The organism is Myroides sp. TSA_177.3 (genome assembly GCF_052691955.1).
In genome coordinates this window covers 1-18,931 of sequence record NZ_JBQZGD010000016.1, presented here as the reverse complement: position 1 = coordinate 18,931, position 18,931 = coordinate 1, and the positions used below count along the sequence as shown (strand labels likewise).

Annotated in this window: 21 protein-coding genes; 6 read left to right on the top strand and 15 right to left on the bottom strand. The window is 36.0% G+C overall.

Annotation, left to right across the window (positions count from 1 at the left end; genetic code table 11):
• The first annotated feature begins 5 nt into the window (after window positions 1-5).
• Together ACUTSE_RS13725 and ACUTSE_RS13720 are read left to right on the top strand one after the other, a co-directional pair.
• Window positions 6-749, top strand: coding sequence for an RDD family protein (locus ACUTSE_RS13725; RefSeq protein WP_002991842.1), 744 nt, complete (start codon window positions 6-8; stop codon window positions 747-749).
• 13 nt (window positions 750-762) lie between these two features.
• Window positions 763-1,383 (top strand): trimeric intracellular cation channel family protein, encoded by a 621-nt coding sequence (locus ACUTSE_RS13720; RefSeq protein WP_002991844.1) that lies wholly within the window; start codon window positions 763-765, stop codon window positions 1,381-1,383.
• 111 nt (window positions 1,384-1,494) lie between these two features.
• On the opposite strand, the gene ACUTSE_RS13715 is transcribed toward ACUTSE_RS13720, so the two are convergent.
• Genes ACUTSE_RS13715 through ACUTSE_RS13700 form a run of 4 tightly spaced genes read right to left on the bottom strand, consistent with a single transcriptional unit; the run spans window position 1,495 to window position 3,906 of the window.
• Window positions 1,495-2,031 (bottom strand): mechanosensitive ion channel domain-containing protein, encoded by a 537-nt coding sequence (locus tag ACUTSE_RS13715; protein ID WP_445640639.1) that lies wholly within the window; start codon window positions 2,029-2,031, stop codon window positions 1,495-1,497.
• A 3-nt stretch (window positions 2,032-2,034) separates the two neighbouring features.
• Complete coding sequence (locus ACUTSE_RS13710) at window positions 2,035-2,622, bottom strand: Maf family nucleotide pyrophosphatase (protein ID WP_445640638.1); 588 nt, start codon at window positions 2,620-2,622, stop codon at window positions 2,035-2,037.
• 10 nt (window positions 2,623-2,632) lie between these two features.
• On the bottom strand, window positions 2,633-3,160 hold the full coding sequence (locus ACUTSE_RS13705) for a KdsC family phosphatase (RefSeq protein WP_002991850.1): 528 nt from the start codon (window positions 3,158-3,160) through the stop codon (window positions 2,633-2,635).
• Window positions 3,160-3,906 (bottom strand): Rossmann-like and DUF2520 domain-containing protein, encoded by a 747-nt coding sequence (locus ACUTSE_RS13700; RefSeq protein ID WP_445640637.1) that lies wholly within the window; start codon window positions 3,904-3,906, stop codon window positions 3,160-3,162. The genes ACUTSE_RS13705 and ACUTSE_RS13700 overlap by 1 nt, the downstream gene beginning before the upstream one ends.
• 57 nt (window positions 3,907-3,963) lie before the next feature.
• Between ACUTSE_RS13700 and ACUTSE_RS13695 the strand changes: the two genes are divergently transcribed.
• Window positions 3,964-4,335, top strand: a complete 372-nt coding sequence (locus ACUTSE_RS13695; RefSeq protein ID WP_002991853.1) for a group III truncated hemoglobin — start codon at window positions 3,964-3,966, stop codon at window positions 4,333-4,335.
• Between the two features lie 498 nt (window positions 4,336-4,833).
• Here ACUTSE_RS13695 and ACUTSE_RS13690 read toward each other — a convergent pair whose 3' ends face one another.
• The 5 genes from ACUTSE_RS13690 to ACUTSE_RS13670 all read right to left on the bottom strand — a co-directional run bounded on the left by ACUTSE_RS13690 (window position 4,834) and on the right by ACUTSE_RS13670 (window position 9,554).
• Complete coding sequence (locus ACUTSE_RS13690) at window positions 4,834-5,256, bottom strand: DUF1456 family protein (RefSeq protein ID WP_445640636.1); 423 nt, start codon at window positions 5,254-5,256, stop codon at window positions 4,834-4,836.
• Window positions 5,257-5,265: 9 nt separating this feature from the next.
• Window positions 5,266-7,251 carry an excinuclease ABC subunit UvrB gene (gene uvrB, locus ACUTSE_RS13685; RefSeq protein ID WP_002991855.1) on the bottom strand — a complete coding sequence of 662 codons (1,986 nt, stop codon included), beginning with the start codon at window positions 7,249-7,251 and terminating at the stop codon, window positions 5,266-5,268.
• 88 nt (window positions 7,252-7,339) lie between these two features.
• A complete protein-coding gene (locus ACUTSE_RS13680; RefSeq protein WP_445640635.1) occupies window positions 7,340-8,557 on the bottom strand; it encodes an OmpA family protein in 1,218 nt (405 codons plus the stop codon).
• Window positions 8,558-8,781: 224 nt separating this feature from the next.
• The gene (locus tag ACUTSE_RS13675) at window positions 8,782-9,063 is read right to left on the bottom strand and encodes a DUF3817 domain-containing protein (RefSeq protein WP_115090105.1); all 282 of its coding nucleotides are present in this window, start codon (window positions 9,061-9,063) and stop codon (window positions 8,782-8,784) included.
• Window positions 9,064-9,185: 122 nt separating this feature from the next.
• A complete protein-coding gene (locus tag ACUTSE_RS13670) occupies window positions 9,186-9,554 on the bottom strand; it encodes a hypothetical protein (RefSeq protein ID WP_445640634.1) in 369 nt (122 codons plus the stop codon).
• Window positions 9,555-10,394: 840 nt separating this feature from the next.
• On the opposite strand from ACUTSE_RS13670, the gene ACUTSE_RS13665 reads away from it, so the two are divergent.
• Together ACUTSE_RS13665 and ACUTSE_RS13660 are read left to right on the top strand one after the other, a co-directional pair.
• Window positions 10,395-11,420: a helix-turn-helix domain-containing protein gene (locus tag ACUTSE_RS13665; protein WP_445640633.1), complete on the top strand. Its 1,026-nt coding sequence runs from the start codon at window positions 10,395-10,397 to the stop codon at window positions 11,418-11,420.
• Between the two features lie 92 nt (window positions 11,421-11,512).
• Window positions 11,513-12,547 (top strand): helix-turn-helix transcriptional regulator, encoded by a 1,035-nt coding sequence (locus ACUTSE_RS13660; RefSeq protein WP_445640632.1) that lies wholly within the window; start codon window positions 11,513-11,515, stop codon window positions 12,545-12,547.
• A 224-nt stretch (window positions 12,548-12,771) separates the two neighbouring features.
• Here ACUTSE_RS13660 and ACUTSE_RS13655 read toward each other — a convergent pair whose 3' ends face one another.
• On the bottom strand, window positions 12,772-13,650 hold the full coding sequence (locus tag ACUTSE_RS13655) for a PepSY-like domain-containing protein (protein WP_445640631.1): 879 nt from the start codon (window positions 13,648-13,650) through the stop codon (window positions 12,772-12,774).
• Between the two features lie 14 nt (window positions 13,651-13,664).
• Entirely contained in the window at window positions 13,665-14,114 is a 450-nt protein-coding gene (locus ACUTSE_RS13650; RefSeq protein ID WP_445640630.1) for a PepSY-like domain-containing protein, read from the bottom strand.
• 321 nt (window positions 14,115-14,435) lie between these two features.
• Between ACUTSE_RS13650 and ACUTSE_RS13645 the strand changes: the two genes are divergently transcribed.
• A complete protein-coding gene (locus tag ACUTSE_RS13645; protein WP_445640629.1) occupies window positions 14,436-14,864 on the top strand; it encodes a hypothetical protein in 429 nt (142 codons plus the stop codon).
• A 306-nt stretch (window positions 14,865-15,170) separates the two neighbouring features.
• Here the strand turns inward: ACUTSE_RS13645 and ACUTSE_RS13640 are convergent, their stop codons facing one another.
• From ACUTSE_RS13640 to ACUTSE_RS13625, 4 genes are all read right to left on the bottom strand, one after another.
• A complete protein-coding gene (locus ACUTSE_RS13640) occupies window positions 15,171-16,478 on the bottom strand; it encodes a sensor histidine kinase (RefSeq protein ID WP_445640628.1) in 1,308 nt (435 codons plus the stop codon).
• Window positions 16,447-17,124, bottom strand: a complete 678-nt coding sequence (locus ACUTSE_RS13635) for a response regulator transcription factor (protein ID WP_002991865.1) — start codon at window positions 17,122-17,124, stop codon at window positions 16,447-16,449. Before ACUTSE_RS13635 ends, ACUTSE_RS13640 begins: the two co-directional genes overlap by 32 nt.
• 130 nt (window positions 17,125-17,254) lie before the next feature.
• Window positions 17,255-17,680 (bottom strand): hypothetical protein, encoded by a 426-nt coding sequence (locus ACUTSE_RS13630; RefSeq protein WP_445640627.1) that lies wholly within the window; start codon window positions 17,678-17,680, stop codon window positions 17,255-17,257.
• A gap of 75 nt (window positions 17,681-17,755) precedes the next feature.
• Complete coding sequence (locus tag ACUTSE_RS13625; protein ID WP_445640626.1) at window positions 17,756-18,610, bottom strand: aminoglycoside 6-adenylyltransferase; 855 nt, start codon at window positions 18,608-18,610, stop codon at window positions 17,756-17,758.
• Window positions 18,611-18,931: the final 321 nt, after the last annotated feature.

Here is an 18,931-nt window from a genome sequence, read left to right as displayed (position 1 = left end):
TATTTATGGCTAAATTAACAATAAATACAACACAAAACATAGAAATTGATTTTAAAGCGGCTTCGATAGGGGAGCGTATTTTGGCATTCATACTGGATATGATCTTTAAAATCCTCTATTTTATTGTATTCTATTATCTTGATACCATCTTTCATTTTTCGAACCTCTTTTCAAATGATGTTTGGTCGATCAATGCTTATTTTATCCTCATTAGTATTCCTGTTATCTTTTACACTGTTTTCTTTGAGATCTTAATGCAAGGATATACACCAGGGAAGAAAATACTGGGTATCAAAGTAATTAAGATTGACGGATATCAAGCAACGATTGTCGATTATTTTGTGCGATGGATATTTAGAGTCATCGATCTTTTTGTAGGAAATGGAATTGTTGCAGTAGTCAGCATTTTATGTACATCAAAAAGCCAACGGTTGGGCGATTTCTTTGCGGGAACCACGGTCATTAGTACAAAAACAAGGATGAGTTTATCCACTACGATTTTTCAAGAAGTAGAGCAGGAGTATAGTCCTTTACTCCCTCAAGTTATTCGCCTATCAGATGCGGATATTGGCGTAGTAAAAGAGATTTATTTGAGATTCATTCAAAGCAGAGATTATTCCTTAATCAAAGCATTGGCCAATAAGCTCGAGTCTGAATTAAGTATAGACAAGAGGCAATTGGAGTTAAATAACCAACAATTTGTAGAATTAGTCTTGAAAGACTATAGTCATTTTACAGGTAAAGAGTAATATATTTTTTTTAATGTTTAGTTTTTTTGAGATTTTAGATTTGCTTGGAACATTGGCATTTGCAATTTCCGGAGCATTGGCGGGGCGTGAGCGTAAGCTAGATTTATTTGGTATGATTATCTTGGCATTTGCCACAGCAGTGGGTGGCGGTACCATACGGGATATGATGATTGGAATTACCCCTGTATTTTGGTTGACCGATTTAAGTTACTTTTATGTAACCTTTTTTGGTGTTTTCCTATCGTTGGTGTTTTATAAACGCTTTACGATTTTGCGTTATTCACTATTTTTATTTGATACTATTGGTATTGCCGTTTTTACTTTAATTGGTATTGCCAAAGGAATGTCTGTAGGATTGCATCCTGTATTTTGTATTGCTTTAGGTACAATTACGGCTTGTTTTGGAGGGGTGATTCGCGATATTTTAGCCAATCAAATTCCGATTATCTTCAAAAAGGAGATTTACGCTACCGCTTGTATATTTGGAGGATGTGTGTTCTATTTATTAGAGCACTATAACGTCAATAAAGAAGTGATATATCTTACAACAGCAGGAAGTATTATTACCCTTCGTTTATTTGCTGTTCGCTATAAATGGAGTTTGCCTTTTGCACAAGAAGTAGGAAAGGAGTGATGTTTTTGTGAAGGCCTAAAGGCATAGACTTTGGACTATTCACTTTTTACTTTTCACAACCCTCACCAGATAACAAAGAATAAAAAAAGATCTTCCTAGGAAGATCTTTTTTTATTCTTGTAATGTATTTTTTTCATGTGTCTCAAAGTGATCAGGACTGAGGATGACAATCCCTTTCTGTAAAAGCAGGTTGTTGGGATAGGAAATCTGCTCTCCATCTTTTGTTACTAACAGAAGATAAAAGGCTTTGATGTCTACAATTCGCCCTTCAGTAGGGAAGTCTTTATCCTGAATGCGGATAATATCTCCAATGCGAAAAGGAAAAGAGAAGAAAAGCAAGATACCCGCTGTGATGTTACTCAATAAAGACCACTGCGCAAACATAGCTACGCCTATTACTGTAAATACAGAGGTTAAGGTCAATAATACATTGTCTTTTTCAACGCCCCATATCGTAAAGATAATAACGAATAATAGGACAAGTAACAGCAAGTTAAACAAGCGAATAACGACAGCTTCCCGGCCTTCTTTCATCTCAGATTTCTTGGAAAAAGAGTGAATGATGCTTGTTGTTATCTTTCTAGAAATTAAAAAGATAAGGATAGCGATTGCGGTAATTATAGCTTTAAATAAATATCCTTCAGGCATGTTTTATGCTTTAATAAACTGTATTAATTCTTCCATAAGTTCAGTGGTCGGTAATCCCACAATATTGGTGTAGGATCCGTTAATGCGTTCGATACCCACTAAGCCAATCCACTCTTGAATACCGTATGCCCCAGCTTTGTCATAGGGTTGGTACTGATCAATGTAATATTCAATTTGCTCAAGACTTAATGCTTTGAAGTGCACGGCTGTAACAACGTGAAAAACGTGCTCTTTTTGCGTTGTTTTCAAGCAGATAGAAGTAATTACTTCATGCATTTTGCCTGATAAACGCTGTAGCATTGCAATAGCCTCTGGTCTATCTGCGGGTTTTCCTAGTGATTGACCTTCACTCCAAACGGTAGTATCACTGGTGATTAGAATCTCTTTGTCATGCGTTAATGCGATGGCATCTGCTTTTAACTTAGCGATAAAATCGGTAATAGCTGCACCTTGTAGTTCAGGTGGATAATTTTCTTCTATATCTGATGCTCGAACCACAAAAGTTAACCCTAAATCGGTTAAAAATTGTTTGCGTCTGGGGGAGTTAGATCCCAGTACAAGGGCATAGTCATTTAGTATTTGATAGGGCATAAAGGATGGATTAATCGTATTTAGCATCAAAGTGTTGGAACCATTTGTGTTGGGTTTTCATCACTTGTTCAATCACTTCACGCACAGCGCCTTCGCCGCCATTTTTATGAGAGATATAACGAGAGATACGCTTGATCTCAGGAGATGCATCTTGAGGAGCCGTAGGAAGGGCTACTAACTGCATCACGTGATAATCTGGAATATCATCTCCCATATATAAAATTTCTTCTGGCTGTAGGTTGTGGTCTGCACAATACTTTTTGAAAATCTCCACTTTGTTGGAAACACCCAAATAGATGTCTTTCACACCTAAATTGCTCAATCTTGTTTTTACACCTTCGTTACTTCCACCAGAGATGATACACACGCGATAGCCATTTTCTAAAGCAGCTTTGACAGCATAACCATCTTTGATGCTCATGATTCTCAATAAATCTCCATTGTTTGTAACGTGAACTTTTCCATCTGTTAGGACTCCATCTACATCAAATATGAATGTAGTGATATCGTTCATGATTTCTTTAAAGTGTTTAGACATTATCTATTTTGTATTGATTTTGTAATAAGTTGATAGATTTCTTTTCTGGTTGGATCCGTCAACATTTCTAAATGTTGATTGATGGTGTTTTGATCTCCTCTCGATGCAGGTCCAGTTTGTGCCTCAAAGGGAGAGAGATGCATAATTTTATTGGCTGTCTCTAGAATCAACGGCTTAAGGATATCAAAAGGGACTTGGTACTCTTTACAGATGTCTTCTCCCATCGTAAACATGTGATTAGAGAAGTTATTGACAAATACCGCAGCCAAGTGAATGGCTTTTCTTTGTTCCGATGAAATTTTGTAAACGCGTTCTGAAAAGCTAACGGCTATTTTTTCAAGCAGTTGAAAATCTTCCTTGTGATTGGCTTCAATGCAGAAAGGAATAGAGGAGAAGTCCAATTCTTTGTCCTTTGAAAACGATTGTAACATATACATCACCCCTTTGCGTTCTTGCTGTATAGCAGACATCGGAATAGTCCCTGACGTATGAACAACGAATTGGTTGGGGATTTGAATTTGCTTTGAAACTTCTTCAATGGAGATGTCACTGACTGCAATAATAAAAATATCAGCGGGTTTTAACGTCTTTATGTCATTGACAACCCTGTTTTCAGGTACTAAATCAGTAACTGAATTCGTATTTCTTGCGTATATTTGTTGTAATGTCAACTGATCACTTTCTAGGATGTTTCCTATCAGGTGGTGCGCAACTTTTCCCGAGCCTAAAATTGTTATTGTAACCATAAGGTAAAGATAAAGATTTTAGCGGTAAAGCGGGGAGGAATTAAAAGAAATAATTGTATGAGTAAAGATATAGAACACCTTAAAGATATTCAATTGTTGGTCAATACGTTTTACGGTAGAGTCCAACAAGATGATTTGATTGGTCCCATATTTAATGAGCGCTTAGCAGGCAAATGGGACTACCATTTGGAGAAAATGTACGCATTTTGGCAGACTGTTTTGCTAGAAGAACATACGTATTCAGGAAGACCTTTTCCGCCACACGCAAAATTACCTGTTCACCAAGAGCATTTTGAACGTTGGAAGGAGATTTTTAACCGTACAGTAGATGAACTATTTGAAGGAAAAATTGCCGATGAAGCCAAATGGCGCGCAGAACGCATGGCAGCAATGTTCTTGAGTAAGATTGAGTATTTTAGGGGGAATTAGTGGATGGTTTTGAAAGGTTATGGGTGGTTGGTTATGGGTTATGGTTATGGTTATGGGTTATGGGGTTATGGGTGAAATTCAGTAGGGGCAAATGGCAATTTGCCAATTAACTTGATGAAAAGGATATTGAAGACGAATGAATAATATGAAATTCAGTAGGGGCAAATGGCAATTTGCCGAATGGCTTGATAAAATAAAAATTACAAACTTTGATGTACAATAATAAAAAAGGGATGAGTTTTATTAAAACTCGTCCCTTTTTTATGATCAATTGGATTGTGGAATTGCTTTTTGTGAGGTTTGCTTTTTGTGAGGTTTGTTCACTTCTCACCATCTAACCCTCTCATCTTCTCACCTTCTATCTCATTGGATTATATTTGTTTTCGTATTCGATGAATATATCTCACCTATTTTATATTGGTTTTTGTGTTCGATGAATCTACACTGCGTTTCGATTTTCACTACGTTCCGATTTCATCTTCTCACCCTTTTCCAATCTTATTTTTTCTTTCCGTTGTTAAACTTAATGTTTCCCAGTGGGTTTTTAGGTTTATCAGATTTAGCGAATGGTTTTTTACCTGCAGGTCCTGCGGCTTTCGGTTTACTTCCAAAAGCTTTTGGTTCAGCTGGTCGGTCCGTTTTTACTTTCTTCCCTATATTCTCTTTGTTCTTTTGTAAAACCTCCATCGGATTCTTCGGTTCTTCTTTTGTACCTCTAAGATAAATCACCAATCCGTTTAGGAAGTTTCTCAAGATTTGATCGCCACATTCCATGTATTTTGGGTGGTCGACATTTCGAAAGAAGTTACCTAGTTCTCCTTTAGAAATTCTAAAATCAACTAGTTCAAGAATTTCTACTATTTGTTCGTCTCTTAATTGTAAAGCAACTCGCAGTTTCTTTAAAATATCGTTATTAGTCATGGGCGATAGTTATAATTTATCTTTTAATATTTGTATTTCATCTCGTAATTGGGCAGCTAGCATAAAATTGAGGTCCATGGCAGCTTTTTCCATTTCCTTTCGCTTGCTGTTGATTAGCTTCTGTATTTCCTCTTTGCTGTGATATTTCACTTGCTCTTCTGCGACTTTCTTCACTTGTTCTGTCATGAGTTCGTCGTAGGTTGGCTTAATGAGGTCGTTGCTAATCTTTTTATTTAATCCTTTCGGTGTAATGTTATGCTGTGTATTATAGGCGATTTGTTTACTACGTCTATAATTGGTTTCGTCAATTGTTTTTTGCATACTGGCGGTAATCTTATCCGCATACATGATTGCCTTTCCATTGACGTTTCTCGCGGCTCTACCTACAGTTTGCGTTAACGAACGGTGGCTGCGTAAGAAACCTTCTTTATCTGCATCTAAAATTGCCACAAGCGATACTTCAGGCAAATCTAAACCTTCTCGAAGTAAATTCACCCCAATTAGTACATCAAAAAGCCCTTTTCTCAAATCTTGCATAATTTCGATGCGCTCTAGGGTATCTACATCCGAATGGACATAGCGACAACGAACACCCATGCGAGTAAAGTACTTGGCTAATTCTTCTGCCATACGCTTGGTTAAAGTGGTTACGAGAGTTCGTTCATCTTTATCTACGCGTTGTTGGATTTCCTCAATTAAGTCGTCAATCTGATTTTCAGTAGGGCGTATTTCAATGATTGGATCCAATAAACCAGTAGGGCGAATCAACTGTTCTACAATTACACCTTCACTTTTCTGAAGCTCATAATCAGCAGGTGTTGCAGAAACGTAGATGACTTGGTTCTGCATGGCCTCAAATTCCTCAAACTTTAATGGTCGGTTATCGAGAGCTGCAGGTAATCGAAAGCCATATTCAACTAAATTTTCTTTTCTTGAGCGGTCTCCACCATACATGGCATGAACTTGAGAGATTGTCACGTGACTCTCATCGACAACCATCAAATAGTCGTCCGGGAAATAATCCAACAAACAGAACGGACGTGTTCCAGGCTCTCTACCATCCAAGTAGCGAGAGTAGTTTTCGATTCCAGAACAATATCCCAGTTCTTTCATCATTTCTAGGTCGAAATTTGTTCGCTCTTCTAGGCGTTTTGCCTCCAGGTGTTTTCCAATTTCTTTGAAATAAGTGACTTGTTTTTCTAAGTCTTGTTGTATTTCCCAAATGGCGTTGTTTAACACATCGGGAGAGGTTACAAACATATTCGCAGGATAGATATTCAAACGCGTAAATTTCTCAATAACTTGAGCCGTTGTTACATCAAATACCTCAATGGCTTCAATTTCATCTCCAAAGAAGTGGATGCGGTACGGATTGTCTGCATAGCTTGGGAAAACTTCAATCGTATCACCTTTGATTCTAAAGTAACCTGGTGTGAAATCAGCTTCAGTACGAGCATATAAGCTTTGCACCAGTCGGTGTAGCAATTGTGTACGGCTAATTTGTTGATCTATTTCGATGGAAATAACGTTCTTTTGGAACTCAATCGGGTTTCCAATACCATAGAGACAAGAAACAGAAGCAACAACTAAAACATCGCGACGACCTGATAGTAGGGTAGAAGTGGTGCTTAAACGGAGCTTTTCTAGTTCTTCATTGATGGATAAATCTTTCTCGATGTATTGTCCCGTAACAGGAATAAATGCTTCCGGTTGATAGTAGTCGTAATAAGAAACGAAATACTCTACAGCGTTGTTTGGGAAGAAACTTTTAAATTCCGAATACAATTGCGCAGCCAGCGTTTTATTGTGTGCTAAAACTAAGGTTGGTTTTTGTACCTCTTGAATTACGTTGGCAACACTAAATGTCTTACCTGATCCCGTAACCCCTACAAGTGTTTGATATTTCTGATTGTCCAAAATACTTTGGGTCAATTGGCTAATCGCTTCCGGTTGATCACCGGTGGGACTATAATCAGATTGTAAATCAAATTTCATAACTACTTATTTAAATGCAAAGGTACGCATTTAAACAAAAAAAGCACAAGCATAACGCTTGTGCTTTTTAGTATAATTAATCTACTAATTAGTTTACTTTGAAAATTGCTCTTCTAGCAACGTTTTTAGCTTGTGTTGAATCGATACCATTACCTTTAGCAGTAATTTTACCTGCAGGAACTCCAGCTTTAACTAAAAGGTTTTTCACAGCGTCTGCACGTCTTTGTGATAATTTTTGGTTATAGTCTTTGTTTCCTGTTGAGTCAGCGTATCCACCAACTTCTAAAGAAGCAGAAGGGTTGTTTTTCATGTAAGAAACGATGAAGTTAACACCTTCTAAAGTAGTAGGCTCAGCTTTATCGAAATCGAAGTTAACAGCTACATAACCTTTGTTGATTAATTCTTTAACCAAAGCAGCGTCATCAGCGTTCATTGTTTCGTTATTTCCGTATTTCTCTTGGAAATAAGCTTCGATGTTATCAGCGATACCATTGTTATTTTTATCAATGTTTCTTCCTCTAGAGTCAACTAAAGCTCCAGCTGGTGTATTAGGCTCTAAGTCTAAGTAATCAGCTACTCCGTCGTTGTCTGAGTCAACTAACATTGATTCGATTTGATCTAATCTGTTAGTTAAAGAATTGATTTCATTTTTAGTTTGAGATTCTTCAGAATACCAGTCAGCGTGTTGACCATGTTTACCTAAATAGATAGAGATACCCATTGAAGCATTAAACATTGTTCCTTGGAATACAGAACGGTGTGTTGCAGAAGCACCATCCCAGTTTCTGTCTTGTTGTGTATTTTGAATTACAGTAAAGTCAGCATTTAAAGCTACTCTAGAGTGTAATTTAACTTGTCCTGTTAAACCAGCCATTAAGTGACCCATTTTGTCAGAACCAGTAAAGTTGTCTCCGTTTAACCAAGAGTAACCTCCACCCGCGTGAACTTGTAATCCTAAAGTGTTTGTCCAGTTTTCAAAGTTTAAAACTCTACCTAAGTTTACAACTCCTTCTAAACTTGTTCTGTAGTAATCACTTTGAGCTTTTAAATTACTGTTTGTCCAGTTATCAATTTTGTCATAACCAAAAGAAGCTTTAACTCCAATTTTGTTGTTGATGCTATATCTAACACCACCGTCTAAATGTAAGTTTTTGAAAGTCTCAGCAGAATAGCCTGAGCTTAATGTTCTTGCTGGTTTTGCAAAACCTGCATTTAAATCAACTGACCACTTATTATATGGCTTGTCTTGCGCATTAGCACAAATACCTACCGTAAGTGCTAACAAAGATAATGTGATTTTTTTCATAATTTAATTTTTACTTTCACTTGTGCGCTATCGTAATAGCTACTATTGTTTCGTTTACTTGGCAAATATACTATAAAGTTTTTAAATATGCATTTTTTACAAGAAAAATACAATTTTTTAAAGAATAACTGAATTATATAAAATCAGTAAGGCTTCCCTTTATTTTGTATAAATGTTGTTTTTAGAACGATGTATTGAAAAAAATATAAGTTTTCTTTCTATTATTAACTAATTTGGTTTTTTATTTTTTTCTCCACTACAAAGGTACCAAATGGGATTATTGAGGCGATACATGCTAAAAACAATGTTTTGTTTGACCATTTTAACTCATTTTTTATCAAAATAGCGAAAACGATATAAGCAATGAATAATACACCATGTGCCATACCTACTTTTTGTACCATATAAGGATTGTCCCATATGTATTTTAATGGCATTGCAATGAACAATAACATAAGGAGAGAAACTCCTTCTAGAAAAGCTATAATCCTAAATAGATTAACCATAATTTTGAGTCTTTAATTTGAATGGGCTAAAATAGGGTTAATGATTAAAAATTCAAATATTTAGAATCGGATTAATGCTAAATAAATCATAAAAAAAGGCCTAGTCAAACTAGGCCTTTTGATTATGCTAAGAACTTAGCATTATATTCTTTCAAATCAACAATGTTGTGTTTGTTTGTTGGATCTTTAAAAAGAGACAAAAGATATTGTAAACTCTCAATGTCATTTACTGTAGGAGCTGCTGCTTCCTCTACAATTTCCCCTTCTTCTTCAATTGGTTCATCGTTTGGAATTGCAATGAAAAAACCATTGTTGTTTTCAATGTGTTCATACGTAAGTCTAATTGCTTTTACTAAAGTTGGAACCTCTTCTAGTAAAGCGTATTCTCTTAATTTCTTAAGGTTTGGAACTATTTGATCCACTACAAGACCGTTAGTAACTAAATCAGATTGTATTAACTTAATTAGTTTAATTGCGTTTGCGTTTTCCACAGTATTAAATTTTGGGTATTATTAATTGTAGCACAAAAATAAGCTTTTTAATAGTTTAGCAAATAAAAAAGTGGATTTAATTTTCAATTGTTTCTTCTTTTTACTTTAATCCCCTTTCTTTCACAAGTATACCTCGTCTCTTTTTTCTTATAAGAGTCCTAAAGGGCAATTGATTTGTCTATTTCTATCTTTTTTAGCGCGGCAAACCAGTACCTAGCATTGGACAAAGGTGTTTTGGAGTGGTAAATCTAGTTGTAGTGAATAGTCTTTCTAAAGAAGATGTTATTTTATTGCGATTAATTTAAAACGACTTTTTCCTCTTTTATTCGTGTTTTTTCCAAGGGTATCGTGCAAAGTGGCTAAGGGTTTTACCTTAAAAATCAAAATAAGGGCTTTCTTTGTTTGTTAGTTAAACTTATTGTTTTTGTTTTATTTGTGTGTAATATTTTTGTTTTTTACTTTTTTTGGTTGTTTGAACTTGTTTTTGTGTTAAATAATAGTATTTATTTTGTTTTTGTTAATACGTAGTTAAAGCGTGTTTCAATAAATTATCTTGACCATGTTAAATGGAATTTGATACAGGAATTAACATACCAAAAGTTAAATTTGTTTAAATGAATTACGCAAAAAAATGAAATGAAATAAGTAAAAAAATGATAATTCATTAGATATTAACAAAATGTAGTTGCTGATTAAAAGAGTGACGAAAAGAAAGAATTAAGTGGATTCATAAATACAAATCAATGGTTCAAAAAGCACTTTTTCTGATGCTTGCACTCTTGCAAAGGGAGGAAATAAATGCTTTAGAAAGACACATTGGTTTTTAAATAAAATTAGATCATGAAGTTGTACGATTGGAATGCAAATGTTCAAATGGAGCGTTTTTTCTTTATGTTTTTTATCTGTTTTTCATTTTTGCTCATGGTGAATTATTACTATGCCATGATTGCCCATAAAACAGTTTATATCGTGAATTTTTTCGCCATTATATTTAGTATCAAACTGTTTTGTATTATGGCTGATGTAGCTGATCGCCCGTTGAAGAAACAAATTGTGCAGTTGATGAGTATGGGAGTCTTTATTTTGATTCTCAGTTTTTTGCCTGTTTCGCTGTGGATTATCGTTACTGTAAATAACTTTTTTGCCTTGGTGTATTTTGTTTTTTTACACCTCCATCGAAAGAAAAGTAAGCAGAAGTATAGGTTTATTAAGTCCTACGTGAGCCTTGTTCACCTATTTTATGTTATTTACCTCATAACGCTTAATTTACAAGTGTTGTTGTTTAATCAAAGCGAAGTACCCGTTATGTTGTTGCTGAGTTATCTTCAGGTAGGGCTTCAGATCATCTTGTTAACGCTATCTTTAACGAGTTATCTTTTTTATAGTAGAATCTTGCGATTGAGAAAAATCAACGCTTTTTTCGGAGCTACTGATCGTACGCTAAAAGCTGGAAAGAAGCAAAAAAACAATCTGATACTTCAAAAGGAAATGGCCGTTTCACATGAGGTCAGCTATAAACATCAAGAGGTGATGGAGCAGATACTGGATTTCTTTGAAACAAATGATGCCTATTTAAAGACCGATTTTACACTAGAAACATTAGGGCAGTGTATTTCAAATTCCAATCTTCATGTCATTAGTTTCGTAATTAACCATCATTTAAATTCTACGTTCTATAAGCTTGTTGCCTATCATAGGATTCTATATGCGTTGAAATTGTTTACGGAGCGAAATGATTGGACTGTATTGGCTATTGCGGAAAGTGTGGGTTTTAAATCAATTAATACATTTAATAAGTATTTCAAGGATTTAACGGGATTAACTCCTGTGGAGTATCGAGTTATTTTGGATAAAAAAAGAGAGTAAGGATGTTTTGGATATTGGTTATTTTTTCAGGTTATTTTTGTTTGTGCTTGGATACGAATGTAAGATATAAAGGGGGGAGAAAAATGCTATGGATGAGTTGTGGCATTTTAGTGTTGAATGTTTTCTTGTACGGATTTGAACTTGTTTATCCCGATAGACCTTGTGTGCACCTGAGTATTGTGTTGTTTTTTCTTCAAGGATTTGGTTTAGTACAACTGATAAAGACAAGTCGATGGAGTCGTTATTTGCATGTGTTGCCTTTCGTGGTGTTTGGTTTTTTATACCTGTTGACGACGTTTTCCGATTGGACCTTGCTAGCATTACCTAAATTAAATCGAGAGGGAATTATTTATATAGGAATACTGTCTTTTGTCTATGCTAATTATGGATATTGGTGTTTAATTAAGGGGAGATTTTATAAAACCTTACGACAGTTTACAGCCTTTTATGTCACGACGTTGTATTGTACGTCTATTGTGTTTTTGATTATTTATTTCTATCAAGAATCCTTTTTTGCGTACATCCGATTTTTATTTCTATTGCTTAGTGGTTGCCTACTCTTTGGCGCTTTCTTTTATGAAGCAAGTTTGTTGTTTTACACAAAGAAGAAAAGGATAAATTCCCATGAAATTGGGACAATGACAAGATTAGATCAACGCTTGTTTGAGAAAATAGCTTTGGATATATCTGGATTAAAGACACAGCAGATTGATTTGGGAAGTCATCATGCTTTCAATCAGATTGCTGTTGCCAATTTTCCTATAGTACAGGAAGTTTTAACTGTTGATACACCAATTAAAGCCGTTGATATTCGAGGGATAATAAGTACACATTTAATTGATACTCGGTTGTTTCTAAATCCAACGCTCACTTTAGATCAGTTGGCTGATACCCTTCAATTGCCCAAAAGTGATTTAACGCGTTTTTTCAAAGAATCACATGCGTTATCCTTTAAGCAATACATCAACCGATTGAAGGTTGAATATGCGATTTTACTAATTCGAGAACGAGAAGAAAGCTATACCGTTGAAGAATTGAGCTTGCTTTGTGGTTTTAATACGCGTTTGTCTTTTTATCGGGCATTCGTCGATGTTTATGGTTTTGCACCATCCGAAATTTTGGCCTAATTATTGTTCAAAAATAGAGGAGTGAGAGTATCTGTTTTTGTGTGTTTACAGGTACATCAAGAGGGAAAAAACAAAAGCAACAAGCAAGTAAGAAAGAAAAAATATTCAAGTAGCCGAATAATTTTTTCACTATCCTGCTGTAGGATATAAAACCAACAGTACTACCTAAAACGAGGGGGTTGCCTTAGCTAAGGCAACCCCCAAATTTTGAAAAGTGGTTTAGGTTATTCATTATCTAGTTGAAGGAAATTTCCTTCGTGATCAAAGAGAAGTTCAATTTCTTGTTTCCCTTTTTTCAGTTCTACTTCAAATCCATTTCTTTTTTTCTCCACTCCAGTGAATTGAAAATCGCTGTAGTTTGTTTGGATGTAAGTAGTTAGTGGAGTAGGAAGTAGGGCAGAAGGAATTGTTTTTCCTTGTTTGCTTTCCATTTCTGTCCAATCTCCTTGTTGGTTGAACTCAATCTTAAATCCATCCTGTGTATACACTTTGTATGTTGTTTCTTTGGCCTCTGTCTCTTGTTTAATCAATACAACTTCAGAAGCTGCAAAATGTATTTTTAGCAAGGATTGAGCAGTAGCAGGTAATGCTGCATAATCAATGAGTTGTTCATCTTCATCTAAATCCGTATCTATACCAATAAAGCCCTGTGCTGCGTTGAAAATCAACTCCAACTCATTATTCAATGTTACTTCATATCCCTTGCGATCACGATCAATTTCAATGATGTGATTGCTTTTATAATGTTCTGCTACATACGCTTGGATAAGTGGAACTTCTTGAGCTAGGAAGTCAGCAGGAATAGCTGAACGATCTTCTGTTTCAATTTCGGTCCAATTACCATTTTGATCGAAATCTATTTCAATCTTATTGTTTAATCTTAGCTTATAATAAGAACCGTAATAATTCGGTTTGTTTACTTTATTGGCCTGTAATACCGCAGCATTTGGAAATATACCTGCTATAAATTCTTGGGTATTAGCAGGTAACTGCTCTAATGTTACTTGTTCTAATTCAACAGCATTGGAATCGTCACTACTACAAGCAGTGAAACTCAAATTCAGTGCTGCAAATAAAGCGATAGCGATTATTTTCTTGTTCATTTTTTTGATTTTAATTAGTTGTCAATTCTTTTAAATGCTCCTGATGTAGAAAACTCTAGTTCAAGCCCATTATCCAGTTTTACCTCATATAATCTTGTTTCCTTTTCAATCTTGATGATGTGAGCCTCAGGATAATTGGTTTTCACATAAGTTACAATCGGTTCTAAGATGAAGCTAGTTGGAAGTGGATTTCTGTTTCCATCTACTTCATCCCATTCGCCTCCTTTGTCAAATTCTATTTCGATGCGATCTGCAAAGGTTACTTTGTAGGATACAGATAGAAAATCAGCATCTTTTTCTACCGTTTGTATTGTTTTACCGTTGAAATGTGTATCCATAAAAGCAAGTGCTTTTTTAGGAAGTTCATTTTTTGTGATAATAACGTCTTTGGCTTGTACAGGTTGGCTCATAACTAAAGCAAATACACTGAAAATGCCTAAAAATAATGTTCTTAATGTTTTCATAGCGGTTTCTGTTTTTAAATTTATAGTACAAACTTACATAGAGAATCTGGAATGAATTGGGAATCCAAAAAGAACGTGTGTTTTGTACTATATTTTTTCAAAAGAATAGTTTTTGTCGAGTATTTGTTTGTTATGTTGCTGGAAAACAGTGGTGTATATTAATTTTTTATTAAGATTAAACCATTGGTTTAGTTGTCCTTAATAATTTTTTGTACCTTGTAAGGTATTAGGAAGAGCCAATTTGAGAAGACAAATTTTTAGATCAATAGTAGAGCGTACAAGTTTTATCAGCTGAAAATTTAAAATCAAAAAATAGAAAAGATGAAGAAAGGAATCGGATTAATTTTAGGATTATTTACTTTGGTTGCTTGTAACAATACACCCAAAAGTACAACTAATAGCGAGGAAGAGCTATCCAAAGAAGTACAACAAGTAGGAGGAGATAAAGATGATCACGGTTGTCTTGTTGGTGCCGGAGAAACCTGGAGTACGTTGAAACAAACTTGTTTGCGTTTGTTTGAAGTTGGTGTACGCTTAGACCCAATATCCACAGAACAAAGTGCAGTTATCAGTGCTTTTGTTGTGTATAATGACGATCAATCAAAATTGGAATTGTTTGTACCAGAGGAAGAGAAGACCAGTTTTATTTTAGATCGAAAAGAAGAAAATCTGTATGAAGACGATACGTACAAGTTTGACGCTAAAGAAGGTGTACTTTACATCCACGGCGAAAAACAGTACGCAAAATAAAAACCAAGTTCGTACTAACGAGCTGTACTCAATTTTATGTAATGTTAAGTAGAACACACCTCAAAAAAACATCGTTTATGGGGTGTGTTTTTTTTGGGTTAGGGGGTAAGAGTTAAGGGTTAAGGGTTAGGAGGTAAGAGTTAAGGGTTAGGAGGTAAGAGTTAAGGGTTAGGAGTTAAGGGTTAGGAGGTAAGAGTTACAAACTACAAACCTCACAAAAAGCAAACCTCACAAAGCACAAACCTCACAAAGCACAAACCTCACAAAGCACAAACCTCACAAAGCACAAACCTCACAAAACACCCTCTACCAACTCACCGTAAAGCAATGCATGCCATTGTATTCGTAGCGAATAGACAAGGCGTCTGTAACCCTAACAATCGTCTGTACGAGGGATAATCCCAATCCAGTAGATTCCTCATTGGTGGTGCTTCTATAAAAGCGGTTGTAAATTAGTTTTTCATCTAAAGGAGTTGTGGATGTACTTGTATTGCTGATTGAGAAGGAATTCGCCTGTAAGTCGATGATAACTTTTCCCTGAGGGATATTATGAGCGATGGCATTTTTTAGTAGGTTTTGCACCAAGGTAATGGCGAGCCCTTTATCCATGGATACTGGATTTGAAGGAGCAAGTTCATTCAATATGACTTCTACGTGTTTATAAGCAAATATATCCTCCCAGTCGTCTACAAGATCTTGGACGATTTGATTGAAGTGAACTTCTTGCACTTGAACAAACTGCTTATTTTCAATTTTTGCGAGCATTAAAAGGGATTTATTCAATTTAATTAATCGCGTTAAACTCTGGTGGATGGATTGAATTTGATTGATTTGATTCTCATTTAATTCTTCCGCTTCTACTAATAATTCAAGCTTGTTGTTGATAATAGCGAGGGGAGTTTGAGATTCATGAGCCGCATTGGAAACAAAGGTTTTTTGTTGCTCAACCATATCCTCAATACGACCAATCATTTTGTTGATTTCACTTTGTAAATCTGCAAACTCTTTAATAGGCGTTTTCGTATCTGCGGTGAGAATCTTTTGTCCTAGTGTATAGGTTTTTAGGTTGTGGAGTAAGCGATAAAACGGACTCCAAACAGCACGGCGTAAAATAACGTGATTAATGAGGTAAATACTCGCTAATAAAGCGAGGTATAAGATAAAGACCGCCAAGCCAAAGTCGCGCAATAAATCATCTGCCTCAATAGTAGAGGTGCGAATCTCCAACTTATAAGGATCCCCTTTTTGATCGACGAAAGTCGTGGTTAACATGCGAACAGGTTCATCATTATCATCCGAATCCATGTAAATCATCTCCGTAGTGAATACATTCTTTCGAGAGTACTCTCCTGGAGCTAAAGGAGTAATGCGAAAACCATTGGTGCTAAAAGGCAAGAAACTCTCCACTTGAGGATTGGTATACGCTTTTTTGATGATTTCAGTCTTGCTATTTTTCAATCCATCATCAATATTATCATATACTTCATCGGTCATGAAGGCATAAAAAATGACAACCCACGCAGTTAAAACCACAATGATTCCCACCGATAAATAGCCCAACATATAATGATGTAACTTCATCTTATTCTTGTACAAGTTTATATCCCATGCCATAAACGGACTGTATATTCACCTCAGCGTGGTGCGTTTTTAATTTTTTTCGAAGATTCTTAACTTGAGAGTACACAAAATCATAGCTGTCTGCCTCATCCATATTGTCGCCCCAAATTTGTTCGACGAGAGAGGATTTAGTAACCAATCGATTGGCATTCACTACGAAATAGTATAATAATTCGAACTCTTTATGGTTTAAGGTAACGGGCGTATTATTGACCAATACGGTGCGTTCATCGGTAAAAATCTCTACATTGTTCCACTTAATGCTCTGGAAGCCTTGCTGATTTTTTCTTCGCAAAACGGATTTAATACGTGCGAGTAGTTCCGATAAATGGAAAGGCTTGGTCAGGTAGTCATCCGCACCCAGCTCCAATCCCGATACTTTGTCGTCAATGGAGTCTTTGGCTGAAATAATAATAACAGAATCATCCTTCCCCATGCGCTTAATTTCTCTTAGTAAATCAATGCCATTGCCATCGGGAAGCATGATATCCAATAAGATACAATCGTAATCATATCCAATGAGTTTTTCTATTCCCGTTTTATAGTTTTCTGCTACTTCAACCACATAAAGCTCTTTTGCTAAAGATTCTTTCATAATGGAACGCAGTTCTTTTTCATCTTCAATAACTAAAATCTTCATGGCTCTTTTTGATTTTTCTACTTGTAAATTTACCTAAAATAATAGACAAAGTAAAATACAAGATAGGGATTATCAAGCAGCAACAAAGAGGGGAATAAAATAACAACTTAGTTTAACTTGTATGCGTGGGTTAAGCTAGAATTTGTGCGCGATGATGTTTAAAATGTTGCACATAATCTTCTATTAAATAGGCGAGTGTCTGATCATTGCACAAGCGATCGCCTAGATTACGGGTGTGTATAGTGTGAAATAAAAATACCAATTGTCTATTTAAGCTTTGCCATAAGGATAGAAGCTGAGTTAACTCCGTTTCCTGATAATTAGCAGCTGCACAATATTCCACTTGCTCATAAAAAAGCTGGGGATTCTCTTGAAACTGAGCTTTAATAAAACGAAGGTAATTAACTGTAGCACTATCGATTAGGTGACCAATGATTTCTTTTTTACTCCATTTTTCTTCCGATAATTTATGTTGGAGATCTACTAAGGGAATCGCCAATACCTCTGTTGGAAATTGTTCGATGAGGTGTTCAAATTCAAGAATCGCGTGTTTCATTTGTTTGTTTTATGTTGTTTGTTTTTTTTGAAAGAGAATGTGCCCATAAGAAGATCACGCAAGTAGGTCTTCTTATTAAGCTTCGTATAGATTTGTAACCAGTTGGTTGGCTTGGTTGGCCTCTTCTAGATTTATTTCATACTGAAGTCCGTCGGCTAGTTTTTGTTGTTGGGCTAAGAAGAACTGCATCATGGTAAATAATGCCTTCCAATTGTGTTCAATATCCGAATCGCTATAGGTTTGTAAGAGCGTATCATAGTCCTCAGCACTAAGGTATCGGTTCATAAATTTTCCTGCTTTACCTACAGCCACTTCAAAATTAGTTTGAAGACCAATATTCCATGATATCATCTCCATAAAAACAGGACGGACAACCGTTTCCATCATGTCTTTCGCGTAGGTTATTTCCCCTCTTTTCAATCCTTTGGCGACATTGACAACGCACCACCAAAACTCATTACTCATCTCAGAGAAATGGCGTTGTGTTGGTCGTTGCACACGGTAATCCTGGTCTGAGGTGGCTGCAATCCCAGTAAATAGGTTGTCTTTATCTAACCAAACCACAGTCAGACTATCCGCTTGGTATGCTTGATGTAGCTTTTCTTTTGGGAACAAGGTCAAGTCAATGCGATACCCCTCTTCAAAATAGGTAAGTATACCAAAAGAAATAGGAGGGTTATTGGGATCGCTACCCAATTCCATCTCATCGGGTCTTTGTTGCAGTATCGGTGTCCCTAAAGCTAAAAACCAATTGTGATCATCTAAGAAAGAAGGCAAATCGTCCACAACAAATACAAGATCAAAATCTTGATATACATCGGGCGTTACGTTAGGATTAGCCCTTGAACCATTTAATAGCACCGCACGTATTCTCGTATCGTTGGATGCTAAGTATAAGACTTGGTTTTGAATGTGCGTTGGGTTAAACATGGCGGTATTGGATTTATTGTGACGTAAAGTTACATGGTTTTTTGGGTGGTTCGTTTTTTTTATGATGAATGGAGGCTGTATGGTTGTTTTTTTGTGAGGTTTGTACTTTGTAGGGCGGTGAGGCGGTGAGAGGATGAGGTGGTGAGAGTGTGATGAGGCGGTGAGAGGGTGAGAGGGTACCTGGTTAGAGTAACAAGTGTTGAGTAACGGATGCGATGCTTCCTTCGTCAGTATGACATACTGGGTGTGTATACATACTAGACGGAGTACTGTGTGGAGCGGCGAGTGGGACGAGTGTTGTATTCACTTCCAGTAACCACA

Excerpts from the sequence above, each read along its gene's own strand:
- ACUTSE_RS13725 (WP_002991842.1), top strand. The coding sequence starts at position 6 with ATGGCTAAATTAACAATAAATACAACACAAAACATAGAAATTGATTTT.
- ACUTSE_RS13720 (WP_002991844.1), top strand. The coding sequence starts at position 763 with ATGTTTAGTTTTTTTGAGATTTTAGATTTGCTTGGAACATTGGCATTT.
- ACUTSE_RS13715 (WP_445640639.1), bottom strand. The coding sequence starts at position 2,031 with ATGCCTGAAGGATATTTATTTAAAGCTATAATTACCGCAATCGCTATC.
- ACUTSE_RS13710 (WP_445640638.1), bottom strand. The coding sequence starts at position 2,622 with ATGCCCTATCAAATACTAAATGACTATGCCCTTGTACTGGGATCTAAC.
- ACUTSE_RS13705 (WP_002991850.1), bottom strand. The coding sequence starts at position 3,160 with ATGTCTAAACACTTTAAAGAAATCATGAACGATATCACTACATTCATA.
- ACUTSE_RS13700 (WP_445640637.1), bottom strand. The coding sequence starts at position 3,906 with ATGGTTACAATAACAATTTTAGGCTCGGGAAAAGTTGCGCACCACCTG.
- ACUTSE_RS13695 (WP_002991853.1), top strand. The coding sequence starts at position 3,964 with ATGAGTAAAGATATAGAACACCTTAAAGATATTCAATTGTTGGTCAAT.
- ACUTSE_RS13690 (WP_445640636.1), bottom strand. The coding sequence starts at position 5,256 with ATGACTAATAACGATATTTTAAAGAAACTGCGAGTTGCTTTACAATTA.
- uvrB (WP_002991855.1), bottom strand. The coding sequence starts at position 7,251 with ATGAAATTTGATTTACAATCTGATTATAGTCCCACCGGTGATCAACCG.
- ACUTSE_RS13680 (WP_445640635.1), bottom strand. The coding sequence starts at position 8,557 with ATGAAAAAAATCACATTATCTTTGTTAGCACTTACGGTAGGTATTTGT.
- ACUTSE_RS13675 (WP_115090105.1), bottom strand. The coding sequence starts at position 9,063 with ATGGTTAATCTATTTAGGATTATAGCTTTTCTAGAAGGAGTTTCTCTC.
- ACUTSE_RS13665 (WP_445640633.1), top strand. The coding sequence starts at position 10,395 with ATGAAGTTGTACGATTGGAATGCAAATGTTCAAATGGAGCGTTTTTTC.
- ACUTSE_RS13660 (WP_445640632.1), top strand. The coding sequence starts at position 11,513 with ATGAGTTGTGGCATTTTAGTGTTGAATGTTTTCTTGTACGGATTTGAA.
- ACUTSE_RS13655 (WP_445640631.1), bottom strand. The coding sequence starts at position 13,650 with ATGAACAAGAAAATAATCGCTATCGCTTTATTTGCAGCACTGAATTTG.
- ACUTSE_RS13650 (WP_445640630.1), bottom strand. The coding sequence starts at position 14,114 with ATGAAAACATTAAGAACATTATTTTTAGGCATTTTCAGTGTATTTGCT.
- ACUTSE_RS13645 (WP_445640629.1), top strand. The coding sequence starts at position 14,436 with ATGAAGAAAGGAATCGGATTAATTTTAGGATTATTTACTTTGGTTGCT.
- ACUTSE_RS13640 (WP_445640628.1), bottom strand. The coding sequence starts at position 16,478 with ATGGCATGGGATATAAACTTGTACAAGAATAAGATGAAGTTACATCAT.
- ACUTSE_RS13635 (WP_002991865.1), bottom strand. The coding sequence starts at position 17,124 with ATGAAGATTTTAGTTATTGAAGATGAAAAAGAACTGCGTTCCATTATG.
- ACUTSE_RS13630 (WP_445640627.1), bottom strand. The coding sequence starts at position 17,680 with ATGAAACACGCGATTCTTGAATTTGAACACCTCATCGAACAATTTCCA.
- ACUTSE_RS13625 (WP_445640626.1), bottom strand. The coding sequence starts at position 18,610 with ATGTTTAACCCAACGCACATTCAAAACCAAGTCTTATACTTAGCATCC.